The organism is Bifidobacterium rousetti, assembly GCF_008698235.1.
Lineage (GTDB): Bacteria > Actinomycetota > Actinomycetes > Actinomycetales > Bifidobacteriaceae > Bifidobacterium > Bifidobacterium rousetti.
Window position 1 is genome coordinate 133,815 of record NZ_PEBH01000002.1, and the last position, 15,742, is coordinate 149,556.

Genomic DNA, 15,742 nt, shown 5'->3' on the forward strand with positions numbered 1-15,742 from the left:
TCACCTCCTGACCGCGAGCTTGTTGGACAGGTACGTGGTGAGCATGCCGATCGGGATGATCAGGATCACGTAGCCGAACGCGAAGATCAGGAAGATCTGGATGATGACGTCCGGACGGAACTCGATCATCTGGCTCATCAGCGACGACGTCTCGGTGGAGACGGACGCGGCGGCCGCGACGGTCGAGTTCTTGAGCAGCGCGATCAGCGTGTTGCCGAGCGGCGCGACCGAACCGCGGAACGCCTGCGGCAGGATAATCTCAGTGGCCGACTGCATGAAGCCCAGTCCCAGCGCACGCGCCGCCTCGGCCTGGCCGAGCGGGACCGTGTTGATGCCGCTTCGCAGCGACTCGCACACGAACGCCGCCGTGTACAGGCTCAGGCCGGTGACGGCCAGCCAGAAGAAGTTCGTCGCGAACGTGTCGGAGAACGTGAGCTTCAGCTGCGCGTAGGCGCCGAGCACCATGAACACCATGATGATCGTCAGCGGCAGGTTCTTGAACAGCTCCACATAGGCGCCGGCCACGGCGCGCAGGGAGGAGATCGGCGAGATGCGCATCATCACGAGGATGACGCCGAGCACGGTCGAGAACAGGGCCGACCACAGGGTCAGCTCGATGTTGACGAGGAACGCGCCGAGCACGTCATACTGGCTGAACAGTTCGAGGAATCCGTCCATCGTCTACTCCTCCTCCCCTTCGTTCGGCGTCGGCGGGTTGTAGCGCACATCCGGCGTGTACGAGGTGCCCTTGGTGTTGTCCGCGACGGCGCGCTTCCACGAGCCGTCCTGGATCATGTCGACGATCGCGTTGTTGATCTGCGCGGCGAACTTGGCGTCGCCCTTCTTGATGCCGACGCCGTAGTACTCCTGCGTGAACGGCTTGCCCACGACCCTGAGCTTGCCGCGCGAGGCGGATGCGAGGCCGGCGAGGATGATGTCGTCGGTGGTCACGGCGTCGACGATGCCGGAGAACAGGGCGGTCGCGCATTCGGCGTAGCCGGGCTGTTCCATGAGCTGCACCTCGGAGGCGAACTTCTCCTTGACGGTGGCGGCGGATGTCGAACCGGTCACCGAGCACAGGCGCTTGCCGTTCAGGTCCTCCGGGCCGTTGATCGAATGGTCGTCCTTGCGCACCAGCAGGTCCTGTCCGGCGACGAAGTACGGGCCGGCGAAGGAGACGGCCTTCTTGCGCTCGTCGGTGATCGAGTACGTGGCGAGGATCATGTCGACGTCGCCGTTCTGGAGCATCGCCTCGCGCTGCTTGGACGGGGCCTCCTTCCAGACGATCTCGTCCTCGGAGTAGCCGAGCTTCTTGGCGATGTACTTGGCGACGTCCACGTCGAAGCCGACGTACGTGCCGGACTTCTTGAAGCCCAGGCCCGGCTGGTCGAACTTGATGCCGATGCGGATCTTGCCATCCTCGCTTTCGCCGCACGCGGCCAGGGACAGCGTGCAGGCGAGCGCGGCGACGGCGGCGACCACGCGACGCGCCGTCCGTTTCATATGCGTGTTGAATGTGAATGTCATCGTGTCTCTCCTCTCCCCCAATCGGTCCTTATCGGTCAGTGCCAATCGGTCAGTGGGTGAGGATCTTCGACAGGAAGTCCTTGGCGCGTTCGGTCTTCGGATGGTCGAAGAACTCGTCGGGCGTGTTCTCCTCGAGGATCTGGCCGTTGGCCATGAACACGATGCGGTCGGCGGCCTTGCGCGCGAAGCCCATCTCGTGGGTGACGCAGATCATCGTCATGCCCTCGTGGGCGAGCTCGACCATGACGTCGAGCACCTCGTTGACCATCTCGGGGTCGAGCGCGGAGGTCGGCTCGTCGAAGAGCATGACCTTCGGGCGCATGGCGAGGGCGCGGGCGATGGCGACGCGCTGCTGCTGGCCGCCGGAGAGCTGGGACGGCATCTTGTTCGCCTGGCTGTCGACGCCGACGCGGGCCAGCAGGTCCATCGCGAGCTTCTCGGCCTCCTTCTTGTCCATGTGACGGACCTTGATGGGGGCGAGCGTGACGTTGTCGAGGATCGTCTTGTTGGCGAACAGGTTGAACGACTGGAACACCATGCCGACCTCGGCCCTCAGGCTCGCGAGCTCGCGGCCCTCCTGCGGCAGGGCCTTGCCGTCGATGCGGATGTCGCCCGAATCGATGGTCTCGAGGCGGTTGATGGTACGGCACATGGTGGACTTGCCGGAGCCGGACGGTCCGACGACGACGAGCACCTCGCCCTTGTTGACGGTGAGGTTGATGTCCCTCAGGACGTGCAGGTCGCCGAAGTGCTTTTCGACGTGGGTGAGCTCGACGAGGGGTCGGCCGGTGTCGTTGCCCGGCACGAGAGGCGCCACGGGGCGCGTTGCTTCTTCTTGCGTTTCTGACATAGTCGGGCAGTATAACCGCACTGTGTTACCGCCGGAATACCTCCCCCACCCCATCCGTTCACTATGTGAGACCATCGGCGGACGCCGATCGGGGGAAGACGGGGGTGTGACCGCTCACATCCCCCTACTCGCCCGGAACTTCGGCCGCGTCGGCCATCGTCATCATGCCGGCCGCGGCCTGCCGAGCGCCGGCACGAACGTGACGCCGGGGATCTCGGCGAAGATCGACCCGTCGACCACGAGCTTCGACGGGCGGATGCCGGAACCCAGATACAGCTTCGGGATCGACAGGATGTGCTGGTCGACCAGCAACGGCCATCCTTCCGGCAATCCGATCGGCGACATGCCGCCCGATTCCATGCCGGTGGCCTGAACCGCCGCCTCGATCGGTGCGAAGCTCACCTTCGACACCTCGAGCGTGTGCTTGACCACGCCGTTCAGGTCGGCGCGCGTGTCGGCCGTGACGAACGCGGCGGCGAACTCGGGCGGCGCCTTGCGGGTCTTGTGCGTGTGCACGACCACCACGTTGCCGGTGATGCCGAACGGGATACCGTACTTCGGGCACCACAGGTCGGTGTCCGACTCCTCATCCGAGTTGATCGTCACCCCGAGGATCTTGCTCTCCGGCACGCCCGACGCGACCAGCTCGTTCAACTTGTCGAACACGGGCTTGGCGAGCAAGGACCCGTCATGCCAATCCAGAATCTCCAACGCCATGTTTCCCCTCCATACGCTCATGATGTTGCGCCCAAGCATAACGGCGACTCCCCTTGGCTCGCCGCCTCCCCTATAGGGATTGCCTATAGCCGGTTCCCGCGCCGACTCCGTGTCCCACCTGCTCACCCATCACTCACCCCATTACCGCCCCATCCTCCGCCCATTCCCAATCCATCGAGCGGTCTTGCACCCCATCGAGCGGTGATTTGCCCATGGAGCGGTGAGGCGATTTCGAGAAACCGCGGAATAAAGCCGTTTTCCGTCACCGCTCCATGGGCAAGTCACTACTCCATGGGCAAGTCACCGCGCGATGGACACCGTAAGGGCGCGATGGAGGCTCCGGGAACCGCAAGCGGCGGCATCATCGGGGCACCACGCAACCCGCCTCCCCGAGGAACCGTTCGTCATGGGACACGAGGACCAGCGCGCCCGGATACCCGCGCAGCAATCGCGCCAACGCCTCCTTCGACGCCATGTCGAGGTGGTTCGTCGGCTCGTCCATGACGATCAGCCGCGGACGTTCCGGCAGCGCCAGACACAGCAGCAGCTTGCGCAGCTCACCGGGTGACGGGGATCCGCCGGCCAGCAGCCGGTCCGGGTCGGCGTTGAGCCGCGCGTATGCGCCGAGCACCCGGGAGCGATCGGAGGGAAGCAGCGACGCAAGGCGCGTCATGGCTCGCTCCGCATCGGCGTCGGTCGTGTTCTGCGCGATGACCAGTCGAGGTATGTCGCCGGATCGCACGGTCGCATCGGCGAGCATCGCCCGCAGCAACGTCGACTTGCCCGTCCCGTTCGGGCCGGTTATGGCGATATGGTCGCGCGGGCCGATCGAGATCAACGGGATCGCCAGCCCCTTCGACCCGCGAACGGCGCCATCGACGGCCATGTCAATGTCAGGCGGCGATATGCGGATGCGTCCGGCGTCCCATGTCGCCCGGCATATCCCGTCAGGCCCCGTACCCGCAGAAGGGTTCCTCGCGTCCGACCTTCCTGCGATGCCACCGAGATAGCCGTCCTCGCCATGGACGACACCCGTCCGTCCGAACCGGATCACGCCCGCCTCCAGCCGGATGAGCTCGCGGCGGCGGCTCGGCTCGATGTCCATCCAGATGTCGCCGTCGTAGCGTTTCGCCGCGACCGCAAGCCCCACCTCGTGCCGGCGCGCGGCCGCGAGCCGTCCGTCGAGCTGCCCGTAGGCGCGGGTCACGCCGCGGTCGAGTCCAGTCATCTTCGCCAGCTGGCGTCTGTTGCGCGCGTCGCTGTCCTTCGGATCGGCGCGCCGTCCGCCGTCGCGTTTGGCCGCCTCGACCCGCTGCACCTTGGCGAACCGTTGCGCCCTGACCGCCTCCAGTCGGGCGGTCTCGCGCCGCGCCGCGTCCAACCGCACGGCATCGGACTCGCGTTCCTCGTCGATACGCGCCGAAACCTCACCGTACCCGCCCTGATACGTGTCGACGACGGTCACGTTGCGCGAGCCGACGTGCCGACGTGCGAAGACGACGCACCGCCCGCAGGTGCGGTCGATGAGCTCGGCGTCGTGCGAGACGACGATGCCGACGCCGCGATACCGGCGCATCGCCGAGACGATGCGCTCCCGTGTCGCGGCATCGACGTGATTGGTCGGCTCGTCGAGGATCAGCACGTCGGGCCGCAACGCCAGCGCGCATGCGATCTGCACGCGCCTGCGCTCGCCGCCGGACAGCGTGTCGTACCGGTACGGCCAGTCGTCGGCCAGATCGAGATCGTCGCGTATCGCGATCGATTCGGGCGACCAGTCGGCGGCGAACGTCTCGAGATCGGGCGGCGGCACGGCGACATCCTGCGGACAGTACCCGATGACGAGACGTCCGGGATCAGGGGTGATGGTGCCCCTATTGGGGCGGACGACCCCACGTATGATCGCCATCAGCGTCGACTTGCCGATGCCGTTGTCGCCGAGCACCGCGCTCCAGCCGATCGGGAACGACGCGCCGACGCCGTCGAACAGCGGTTCCGGCGCGTCCGGATACGTGAACGTGATGTCGTTGAGGGTGATGATCGATGGTCGTTGCATAAGTCACGCCTTGTCTGCTCGGGCGTGCCGCTTATGTCGTAGGTGACGGGCGATGACGGTATGGAACCTGTGGGATCGGCGAGTGCGACCTTGAAATCCACGGATCGTGGGTGGACCATGATCAGGCAAGAACGCGAGGCCGATGGATGACGCACGGCGGCACGCTTCAACGCGCGCGGCTCCGCTACACTACCGTCATCCCTCACAGACGCAACTTGGGCTGGTTCCTTTCACTTCGGATCCTCGTGGCATATGGGAGGGTCCCGCTTACCGACAGGCTCAATCTAAGGGAAACAGCGGACAGCCTCAGCGCGAACATAATGCTTGCCACCCAGACGTCTCCGATACATGGGTCATCCGGAATCAGGGAGGACCATATGAACCACGGGAAATTCACCTCTCCGCCGGTTTATCCACATTATCGCTTCGGTCATTCGACGCATCCGTCCCGGACGATTACCCTGCTCCATATGAACGGTTACAACGCGGTACCGCAGAACGGCGAGGTGCGTGACTACGTACGCAACGGACTCGAAGCGCAGGCGACGGCCAAACTCGCGCAATGCTGGGAGATCATGTCCCGTTTCCGCACCGACAGGAAGGTCTGGTTCTCATTGCATACCGCGCTCGAGCTGTGCAGGATCGAAAGGCCGAGATACAGCACCCTGCCGAACAGCAGCTTCTACGTCACCGTCAGAAGCGGCAACCAACGCTCCACATTCCCGGACGTCTCGTTCCACATATGGAATCAGCCGTTCAAGGTGCTTACGTTCCCCAACGGGGTGTCCTGCATGCATCCCATCGACGTGTGGATACAGTTCGCGCAGTACCTGAACGTCGACGAGCTGATCGTACTGCTCGAGGCGATCATCAGACGAGGCCGATATCCGATCGACGCCTTCGCCAATCGATTGACTGCTTTCCATAGAATCGTGGGACGCCAACGGTGTGAGGCGGCGCTTCGCATCGCCCAGTCGTCGGATTCGGTGCAGGAGACGCGCGCACGACTCGCACTGCTTCGGTTCGGTCTGTCCGCGCCGACCATCCTGCATGTCATCATCGATCCGAGCAACAGCGCGCGATATACGGTCGACATGGCGTATCCGCGGGGTAAGGTCGCCATCGAATACGACGGTGACCATCATCGCCGGTTCCGCGCCCAGTATGTGCGGGACCAGCAGAAGCGCCGGCGTCTGCGTCAGATGGGATGGACCGTCATCGAGGTGTTCGCCGATGATCTGATGACCGACACGGCTCAACGTGATTTCGCGCAGCAGGTCGCCGACGCCTTGAAAACGCCGTTGCCGGGAAGACCGCAACTCGTGTATCGGTCACTTGCCGATCCGAAACTCGCCATACACGCACGCAAGGGCGAATATGCGAGGATGCAGGCGCGGGAAAACGCACGCAGGAGGTGATGGCATGTCGCCCCGTCCATGCATCCGCCCATGCACACCCGGCAATCACAAAGCGTGATGTATCCATCGCGCGGTCTCGCTCTCCATGGCGCGGTGATTTGCCCATGAAGAGGTGAGGCGATTTTGAGAAACCGCGGAAAATAGCCGTTTCCTGTCACCGCTCCATGGGAAAGTCACTACTTCATGGGACAGTCACCGCGTCATGTATGGGCTACAGGCGCGATGGGCAGCATAGGAACGGACACTGAGGGAGGTATCGGAAGGAGCTGGGATATTGAGTGAGGAAACAGAGGGATGCAAGAGGAAACAGAGGGGCGTAAGAGGAACGCAAGGGATGCAGATGTAACAGGAACGCAAGGGGCAAAGGGACGCAGGGAACACAAGCAAGCACAAGGGGAAACGGGAACAAGGGGGCGCAGGAGGCCGAAATACGAAAAAGGTGAGGTCACGCACTATGGCGTGGCCTCACCTTTCAGCACTTAATGATGCACCAAGATCCTAGATCTCAGTGAAACGATCAGTCCTGATCCTCGTCCGGGTCGTAGTCGACGCCGGTCTCGGCGCGCTGCTCGGCCGAGATCGGGGCCGGGGCGCCGGTCAGCGGGTCACGGCCGCCACCGGCCTTCGGGAAGGCGATGACGTCGCGGATCGAGTCGGCGCCGGCGAGGATCGACACGGTGCGATCCCAGCCGAGGGCGATGCCCGCGTGCGGCGGCGCACCGTACTTGAAGGCGTCGAGCAGGAAGCCGAACTTCTCCTTGGCCTCCTCGGAGCCGATGCCGAGGACGTTCAAGACGCGGTCCTGGATGTCGTCGCGGTGGATACGCACGGAGCCGCCGCCCATCTCCTCGCCGTTGCAGACGATGTCGTAGGAGTCGGACATGGCGTGCTCGGGATCCTTGTCGAACGTGTCGATCCAGTCCTTGCTCGGCATCGTGAACGGGTGGTGCATGGAGGTCCACTTGGAGTGGCCGACCGCCACGTCGTCGTCGTCCGGATCGTCGGTCGGCTTGAACAGCGGGAAGTCGACGACCCAGGTGAACGCGAACTTCTTCGGGTCGAGCAGGCCCTCGCGACGGGCGAGCTCGACGCGCACGGCGCCCAGCAGCAGCTGGGAGGATTCGCGCGATCCGGCGGCGAAGAACACGGCGTCGCCGTTCTCGGCGCCGACGGCCTCCTTGAGGCCGTTGCGTTCCTCATCGGACAGGTTCTTGGCGACGGGGCCCTTGAGCTCGCCGTCCTCGGCGAAGGACACGTACGCCAGTCCCTTGGCGCCGCGCTGCTTGGCCCACTCCTGCCATGCGTCGAACTGGCGACGCGGCGTGGAAGCGCCGCCCTTGAACAGGACCGCGCCCACGTACGGGGCCTGGAACACGCGGAACGGCGTGTTCTTGAAGTAGTCGGTGAGCTCGACGAGCGGGTTGCCGAAGCGCAGGTCCGGCTTGTCGGAGCCGTACTTGTCCATCGCGTCCTGCCAGGTGATGCGCGGCAGCGGCAGGGTGACCTCGTAGCCGGCGGACTTCCAGATCGCGGCGATGACCTTCTCGGCCATGGCCATGACGTCCTCCTGATCGACGAACGCCATCTCCATGTCCAGCTGGGTGAACTCGGGCTGGCGGTCGGCGCGGAAGTCCTCGTCACGGTAGCAGCGGGCCAGCTGGTAGTAGCGCTCGACGCCGGAGACCATGAGCAGCTGCTTCAGCAGCTGCGGGGACTGCGGCAGGGCGTACCAGGAGCCGGGCACGAGGCGGGCCGGCACGACGAAGTCGCGGGCGCCCTCCGGGGTGGACTTGATGAAGGTCGGGGTCTCGACCTCAGTGAAGTCCATCTCCTCAAGCGCGTGGCGCGCGGCCTTGGTCATGTCGGAGCGCAGCTTCAGGTTGTGCTGCATGGACGGGCGGCGCAGGTCGAGGTAGCGGTACTTCAGACGCACGTCCTCGCCGGGCAGCTTGTTCTCGGACTCGTTCTCGAGAGCGGTGGACACCTGGAACGGCAGCGCGTCGGCCTTGGCGAGGATCTCGATGTTCTCGGCCACGACCTCGATCTTGCCGGTGGCGAGGTGGGTGTTCTCGTTGCCGTCCGGGCGCAGGCGGACCTCGCCGGTGACGCGGATGACGAACTCGCTCCTGAGCGGGCGGGCCACCTCCTCGTCGTAGATGACGACCTGCACGAGACCGGTGGAGTCACGCAGGTCGATGAAGGCGACGCCGCCGTGGTCGCGGCGACGGTCGACCCAACCGGCGAGGGTGACCTTCTGACCGACCAGGGCCTCGGTGACCTCGGTGGCATGATGTGTTCTGTAAGCCGTCTGGCTCATGCTTCCTCTTTCAGTGATGCAGTTTCCAATGATCACAACGTTGGTCTTCCGGCAGCACGCACGCGCGCATCGCGCGGGCACCCGGAAAATCAGCCAATGACAACGGTTTGCCGGGCATTAACAGTATCCGGCTCCCACGACGTGGCGTCGGCCGGGGACTGGTCGCCGGTGACGATGTTCTTGACCTCGTCACCTTCGCCCTCCTGACCAGGGAACCACACGTAGGGGATGCCAAGCTTGTCGGCGTACTTGATCTGCTTGCCGAGCTTGGCGGCGGTGGGTGCCACGTCGGCGGCGATGCCGCGGGAGCGCAGGGCGGCGGCGATCCGGTTGGAGCCGGCGCGGTCCTCCTCGTTCCACACGGCGACCAGCACGCTGGCCGGGGAGACTCGGCTGGCGTGCGCGCCCGCGGTGTGCAGCATGTAGCTCACGAGTCGGCTCAGTCCGATGGACAGGCCGACGCCCGGGTACTTGCGGTTGCCCTGAGAGGCGAGGTTGTCATAACGACCGCCGGAGCAGATGGAGCCGAGCGACGCGGCGCCATCGAGGAACGTCTCGTAGACCGAGCCGGTGTAGTAGTCGAGTCCGCGGGCGATCTTCAGATCGGCGATCACCGAGCCGGGGCGGATCGCGGCGGCCTCGTCGACGATCATCGCCAGCGTGTCGAGGCCCTCGCGGGCCAGCGTGTACGCCTCGGAGTCGGTCGCGATGCCGTGCGCCGCGCACAGGACGTCGAACCGGGAGGCGAGCTCGGCGCCGTCGGCGGCGGTGAGCCCCGCCAGCTCGAGGCACGCGGCGGCCTGCGCCTCATCGGCGCCGCAGTTCTCGACAAGCAGACGCGACACCTCGTCGGCGCCGATCTTGTCGAGCTTGTCGATCTCGCGCAGCACGCCCTCGATGTCCGTCAGGCCGAGTCCGCGGTAGAAGCCCTCGGACAGCTTGCGGTTGTTCGCGTGCACGGTCGCCTTGGGCAGGCCGAACTCGCGTAGGCGCTCCAGGGCGGAGACCATGACCAGCGGCAGCTCGACCTCGTAGTGGTCGGGCAGCTCGCCGGCGCCGATCACGTCGATATCGGCCTGGACGAACTCGCGGAAACGGCCCTCCTGCGGGCGCTCGCCACGCCAGACCTTCTGGATCTGCCACCGCTTGAACGGGAACGCCAGCTGGCCCGAGTGCTCGACCACGTACCGGCTGAGCGGCACGGTCAGGTCGAAGTGCAGGCCGAGCCGATCCTCGATCGGGGTGTCGGACTCGTGCCCGACCTCCTGCAGGCGGGACAGCAGGTAGATCTCCTTGCTGGTCTCGCCCTTCTTCAACAGCGAGGCACCGGTTTCGACGGCACGAGTCTCGATGCCGAGGAAGCCGTTGAGCTCGAAAACTTCACGGAGCGTGTCGATGACACGCTGCTCCACAACGCGTTCAGAGGGGAGCCACTCTGGAAATCCTGATATTGATGCGCCTTTAGCCACGAAATCAATATAATAGGTGAGGGTTGCGTCAACGTTGTGGAATTTCTCCATAACGCAGGGGCGCACACCGCACATACTTCCAAGCTGTAAGGAGCTGGCCATGGCCGACGAAAACGCCACCGAACCCGTGAACACCACCGAGACGACCGAGCAGGCAGTGAAGCCTGCGGTTCCCAAGCCGAGCGCCATGCCGAAACCGCATGCGCCCTCCCCGGCCGCCTTCGCGAAGAAGGCTCCGGCGGCACACGTCGCCGCCCCCTCCCCCGCGGGGTTCTCCGAGTCCGACATCAAGCAGGCCGAGGCGTTCGGCCGCGTGGACGACGAGGGCAAGGTGTTCGTCAAGGAGGGCGAGACCGAACGCGAGGTCGGCCAGTTCCCGGACGTCTCCAAGGAGGAGGCGCTGGCGCTGTACGCCCGCCGCTATCTGGACCTCAAAGCGAAACTCGACACGCTCGACGCCCGTCTGAAGTCGCGCAGCATCAAGCCGCGCGAGATCGACGACTCGCTCAAGATGCTCGGCGAGGAGACCGAATCCCCTGCCGTCGTGGGCGACATCGCCGCGCTGAAGGCGCAGTTCGAGGCCCTCGCCGCCGCGGGCGCCGCGAAGAAGACCGAAATCGCCGAGGCGCGCAAGGCCGCCATGGCCAAGGCCATCGAGGGTCGCACCGCGATCGTCGAGAAGGCCGAGGCGCTGGCCGCCTCGCTGGGCGACAACACGAACTGGCGTTCCACCGCCGACAAGTTCCGCGCCCTGTTCGACGAGTGGCAGGCGCATCAGCGCAACAACGTGCGCATCGACAAGAAGGACGCCGACGAGCTGTGGAAGCGTTTCTCCGCCGCCCGCACCACCTTCAACCAGGGCCGTCGCAAGTGGGCGCAGGCCCGCGACAACGAGCGCAAGGAGGCCCGCACCGTCAAGGAGGAGATCATCAAGGAGGCGAACGAGCTCAAGGACTCGACCGCCTGGGGTGAGACCTCCCACCGCTTCAACGAGCTGATGGACCGCTGGAAGCAGGCGGGCCGCGCCGGCCGCAACGAGGATGACGCCCTGTGGGCGCAGTTCCGCGAGGCCGCCGACGCGTTCTTCAACGCCCGTCAGGCCGACCGCGACCAGATCTCCGCCGATGAGAAGCAGAACCTCGCCGCCAAGGAGGAGCTGCTTGTCAAGGCCGAGGCGCTGGTCCCGGTCGCCGACGAGAAGGCCGCCAAGCACGCCCGTCAGGAGCTGGCCAAGATCCAGGAGGAGTGGGATCAGATCGGCTACGTGCCGCGCGACGACATGCGCCGCATCGAGGGCCGTCTGGACGCCGTCGACAAGCAGATCAAGGCCGTCGAGGACGCCGCCTGGAAGCAGTCCGACCCGGAGGCCGACGCCCGCAAGTCCAGCTTCGAGGAGCAGCTCAACGCGCAGCTGGCCGAGCTCGACGAGAAGATCGCCGCCGAGTCCGACCCGAAGAAGAAGGCCAAGCTCGAGGCTGAGAAGGCCACCAAGGAGCAGTGGCTCAACGCGGTGAAGTGATCGCCGTCGATCGGCTGATCGGTTGACACTGACGAAAGGCCCTGACCATCACGTATGGTCAGGGCCTTTTAGCGTCCCCGAGAACAGGACCCCGGAAATTCGCCATCGGTTTTGGACTACCCAGGGGGACCGCGATGGCGTCACACCAGCACGGTGCCGGTGACGGGGGCGGCGAACCCGACCTTCGGGTTCCGGCCGAGGTAGTCGACGAGCGCCTGCCCGTAGCCCTTGTCGAGCTCCTGATAGTCCGCGCCGGAGCGGAAGGCGGTGTAGCGGTCCCCGCCCTGCAGCAGGAAGGAGTTGGAGGCGACGATCACCGGATCGTCGTCGTCGATGATCCGCCCGTCGACTTTGAGATCGACGATCGACACGCCGCCGGCGTCCTCGGCGCTCTCCCCCGGCACGAGCGGCGCCTTGCCGTCGGACGTGTACCGGTAGGAGACGTTGGACGACACGCCGAGGCGGGAGACGACGAGCCTGCCGGCCTTGCCTCGCCACTGCTGGGCGAGCACGGCCTTGAGCTGACGTCCGGTGAGCACGCGCTTGGCGACCTTGAACTGCAGCGCCATCATGCTGTCGACCTCGCGCAGGGTGATCCTGCCGTCGCCGTTCAGATCGAGGTTATCGGTGCGCAGGCTGCCGTCGTTGGAGAAGCCGACCACGGGGATGCGGTCGCCCGCGTAGAAGGCGCGGCGCACGGCGTCGCGTTCGGCGTCGGCGACCAGCATGCCCAGCGCGCTTTCGGTGCCGCGCGACGCCACCTTGCCGAAGTACGCGCCCTTGGCGACGGTGCCGACCACGCGTTCGCCGACCCGGTCGGCGCGTGCGGCGGCGGCCCGGTAGATGCCGTCCGTCCGCCTGACGATGGGCGCGGTGTCGTCGGCGCCGGCCGACCGCCACGCCGCCTGCCCGACACGCGGGCCGCCGAGGCCGGCCAGATCGTAGACGCCCTTCGCGTTGCCGGTTTCGGTCATGCCGTTGCCGAGGTCCACGTCGCGCACGTCGACCTTCGCGTGCCGGCCCGAGCCTGTGATGACCAGATCCTGCACGGCCATCTGCCTGCCGAACGATCCGGCCTCGATCACCGGGGCTCCGGCGGCCGTGCGCCCGCGCTTGATCGCGTGGCTGTGCCCGGTGTAGACGACGTCCACGTTGCGGTCGATCGCCTGATCCGGCTCCCGCGACTCGGCCGCGGTCGCGTCGGCGTGCAGGAGCGCGACGACCGCGTCGGCCTCGCCGTTGGACTCGTCGCCGTCGCTCAGCCGGTCCGCGACGCGGTTGATCGCGTGCACGGCGTCCTCGCCCAGATCGGCGTCGCGGGTGATCTGGGGCGTCGCCACAGCGCCGAGCGCGTCGGTCAGCGCGCCGACGAACGCGATCCGCTTGCCGTTGACCTTGCGGATCACATAGTCCTTCACATGGCTCAGCCTGCCGCCCTCGGCCTTGTTGGCGGCGGACACGTTGGCGCACAGCCAGTCGATGCCGTTGGCCGGGTCCGCGATGCGGTCGTTGAAGTCCTTGACGCCGCGGTCGAGCTCGTGGTTGCCCATCGCGGAGATGGCGAGCCCCCACGCGCGGGCCATCTCAAGGGTCGGGCGATCCTTCTCGAACGCGGACTCGTAGGGGCTGCCGCCGACGAGATCGCCCGCGGAGACCGGCACCATGTTGCCGGGGTTGTGCGCGCCGGCGAGCGCGAAGGCGGAGGCGTTGTCCTCGCCGCGTTCGACGTGTCCGTGGAAATCGGTGATGTCGGCGATGGTGACGGTGCGCGTGTCGTCCGCGCCGGTGCCGGAGAAGGGCACTGCACCCGGGTTCGTCGCCGAGGCGTTGGGCACCGCGAACGCGGCGACGACCATGGCGATCATGACTGCGATGGCGACCCCCGGTCGCCTGCCGGCCATCGTGCGCCGGCCCAACTTCATCCTGCTCACGCCTTCACGCTATGCCCGCAGGTTGAACGCACACGGTGCCGTCATCGACATGAAGATGAACTTACGCCTACGCGTCGGTATGCGGGTATGCGGGATACACGAGGACGTAACATTGCCCGCTTAGATTCCACCTCATGAGTCACACAGCAAACGCAACGTCCCGGCAACGCGCACAGGACACGCCGAACACACCTGCGGCGAAGCCGCCACAGCCGCATGTCCGCACGGTCGCGGACCTGTTCGTCGAATGTCTCGTCAACGAGGGCGTGGAGACGATGTACGGCATCCCCGGCGAGGAGAACATCCCGCTGATGGAGGCGATCGCGCGCGACGGGCGCATCCGCTTCATCCTGACGCGCCACGAGCAGGGCGCCGGCTTCATGGCGGCCACGCAGGGGCATCTGACCGGCAAACCGGGCGTGTGCCTGGCGACGCTCGGCCCGGGCGCGCTGAACCTGACGCTGCCGGTCGCGCAGGCGAACGCGAGCACCGTGCCGCTGGTCGCGATCTGCGCGCAGGGCAATGTGACGCGCCTGTACAAGGAGTCGCACCAGATCATCGATCTGGTCTCCGTGTTCCGCCCGCTCACCCAGTGGACGTCGATGGTGATGGAGCCGGCGTCGGTGCCGGAGATGGTGCGCAAGGCGTTCTCGATCGCCCAGCGCAACCGTCCGGGCGCGACCTGCCTGATCCTGCCCGAGGATGTGGCCGAGATGCCGGCGCCCGTCGACGCGCATCCGCTGCCGCTGCCCGAACGCATGGAGTTCGCGCCGACGACGGGCACGATCCGCAAGGCGGTCGACATCATCCGCTCCGCGAGGCACCCGATCATCCTCGCGGGCAACGGCGTGGCGCGCGGGCACGCCGAGAACCGGCTGCTGGAGCTGGCGGAGCAGCTCAACGTGCCGGTCGCCACGACGTTCGAGGGCAAGGGCGTGATCTCGGACCGCATCCCGCTGGCGCTCGGCGTGGTGGGCTTCATGCGGCACGACTACGAGAACTTCGCGTTCGACGAGTCGGACCTCATCATCGCGGTCGGCTTCTCGATCCAGCAGTTCGATCCGAGGAAGATCAACCCGAACGACGACAAGACGATCATCCACATCAACACGTTCATCGAGGACACGGACGCGCACTATTCGACGGCGCTGAACATCATGGGCGACATCGACGCGACGCTCGAGGCGCTGATCGGCGCGCTCAAGCTGGAACGCGTCTCGTTCGGTGTGTCGCATCCGAGGATCCACGAGCTGCTCACGGACGAGTACGACGCGTATCTGGACGACGACTCGTTCCCGATGAAGCCGCAGCGCATCGTCGCGGACACGCGCCGCGCGATGGAGACGGACACCGACATCGCGCTGGTCGACACGGGCGCGCTGAAGATGTGGATGGCCCGTCTCTACCCCACCTACTATTCGAACACCTGCGTGATCGACAACTCCCTGTCGACGATGGCGTGGACGCTGCCGGGCGCGGTGTCCGCCTCGCTGGAGCATCCGGGTCGTCCGGTGCTCGCGGTGATGGGCGACGGCTCGTTCATGATGAACGTGCAGGAGATCGAGACCGCGGTGCGTGTGGGCGCCCGCATCGTGATCCTCGTGTGGGTGGACGAGGCGTACGGCCTGATCAAGTGGAAGATGGACCTGCACGACGGCTCGCACGAGTACGTGGACTTCAACAACCCGGACGTGGTGGCGCTCGGCATGAGCTTCGGCGCGAAGGGGCATCTCATCGAGTCCGCCGACGAGCTCTACCCCACCCTGCGCTCGGCGTTGCGCTCCGGCTCGGGCATCGACATCATCGCCTGCCCGGTCGACTACTCGGAGAACATGAAGCTCATCGACAAGCTCGGCGAGGTCGACTTCAGCGGCTGAGCGACGGAGTCGACTGAAAGGTTCCGAAACGACATGAGGTCCCTGATTCCGAAGAATCAGGGAC

General features: G+C 65.9%; 11 protein-coding genes. 3 read left to right on the plus strand and 8 right to left on the minus strand.

Annotated elements, in window-relative coordinates:
* The 5 genes from CSQ85_RS03085 to CSQ85_RS03105 form a co-directional block, all read right to left on the minus strand.
* The gene (locus CSQ85_RS03085) at positions 1 to 678 is read right to left on the minus strand and encodes an amino acid ABC transporter permease (RefSeq protein ID WP_150382817.1); all 678 of its coding nucleotides are present in this window, start codon (positions 676 to 678) and stop codon (positions 1 to 3) included.
* 3 nt (positions 679 to 681) lie between these two features.
* Positions 682 to 1,527: a glutamate ABC transporter substrate-binding protein gene (locus CSQ85_RS03090; RefSeq protein WP_150382818.1), complete on the minus strand. Its 846-nt coding sequence runs from the start codon at positions 1,525 to 1,527 to the stop codon at positions 682 to 684.
* A gap of 49 nt (positions 1,528 to 1,576) precedes the next feature.
* Positions 1,577 to 2,377, minus strand: coding sequence for an amino acid ABC transporter ATP-binding protein (locus CSQ85_RS03095; RefSeq protein ID WP_223846800.1), 801 nt, complete (start codon positions 2,375 to 2,377; stop codon positions 1,577 to 1,579).
* Between the two features lie 162 nt (positions 2,378 to 2,539).
* Positions 2,540 to 3,094, minus strand: coding sequence for a YbaK/EbsC family protein (locus CSQ85_RS03100; RefSeq protein ID WP_150382819.1), 555 nt, complete (start codon positions 3,092 to 3,094; stop codon positions 2,540 to 2,542).
* A gap of 361 nt (positions 3,095 to 3,455) precedes the next feature.
* The gene (locus tag CSQ85_RS03105) at positions 3,456 to 5,147 is read right to left on the minus strand and encodes an ATP-binding cassette domain-containing protein (protein ID WP_150382820.1); all 1,692 of its coding nucleotides are present in this window, start codon (positions 5,145 to 5,147) and stop codon (positions 3,456 to 3,458) included.
* 470 nt (positions 5,148 to 5,617) lie between these two features.
* Between CSQ85_RS03105 and CSQ85_RS03110 the strand changes: the two genes are divergently transcribed.
* Positions 5,618 to 6,565, plus strand: a complete 948-nt coding sequence (locus CSQ85_RS03110) for an endonuclease domain-containing protein (RefSeq protein ID WP_150382821.1) — start codon at positions 5,618 to 5,620, stop codon at positions 6,563 to 6,565.
* 517 nt (positions 6,566 to 7,082) lie between these two features.
* Here the strand turns inward: CSQ85_RS03110 and aspS are convergent.
* Both aspS and hisS read right to left on the minus strand, forming a co-directional pair.
* Positions 7,083 to 8,882: an aspartate--tRNA ligase gene (gene aspS, locus CSQ85_RS03115; protein ID WP_150382822.1), complete on the minus strand. Its 1,800-nt coding sequence runs from the start codon at positions 8,880 to 8,882 to the stop codon at positions 7,083 to 7,085.
* 89 nt (positions 8,883 to 8,971) lie between these two features.
* Entirely contained in the window at positions 8,972 to 10,351 is a 1,380-nt protein-coding gene (hisS, locus tag CSQ85_RS03120; RefSeq protein ID WP_150382823.1) for a histidine--tRNA ligase, read from the minus strand.
* Positions 10,352 to 10,451: 100 nt separating this feature from the next.
* Between hisS and CSQ85_RS03125 the strand changes: the two genes are divergently transcribed.
* Positions 10,452 to 11,870 (plus strand): DUF349 domain-containing protein, encoded by a 1,419-nt coding sequence (locus CSQ85_RS03125; RefSeq protein WP_150382824.1) that lies wholly within the window; start codon positions 10,452 to 10,454, stop codon positions 11,868 to 11,870.
* Positions 11,871 to 12,010: 140 nt separating this feature from the next.
* On the opposite strand, the gene CSQ85_RS03130 is transcribed toward CSQ85_RS03125, so the two are convergent.
* Complete coding sequence (locus tag CSQ85_RS03130; RefSeq protein WP_150383023.1) at positions 12,011 to 13,792, minus strand: bifunctional metallophosphatase/5'-nucleotidase; 1,782 nt, start codon at positions 13,790 to 13,792, stop codon at positions 12,011 to 12,013.
* Between the two features lie 143 nt (positions 13,793 to 13,935).
* On the opposite strand from CSQ85_RS03130, the gene CSQ85_RS03135 reads away from it, so the two are divergent.
* Positions 13,936 to 15,678: an acetolactate synthase large subunit gene (locus CSQ85_RS03135; RefSeq protein ID WP_150382825.1), complete on the plus strand. Its 1,743-nt coding sequence runs from the start codon at positions 13,936 to 13,938 to the stop codon at positions 15,676 to 15,678.
* The last annotated feature ends 64 nt before the right edge of the window (positions 15,679 to 15,742 follow it).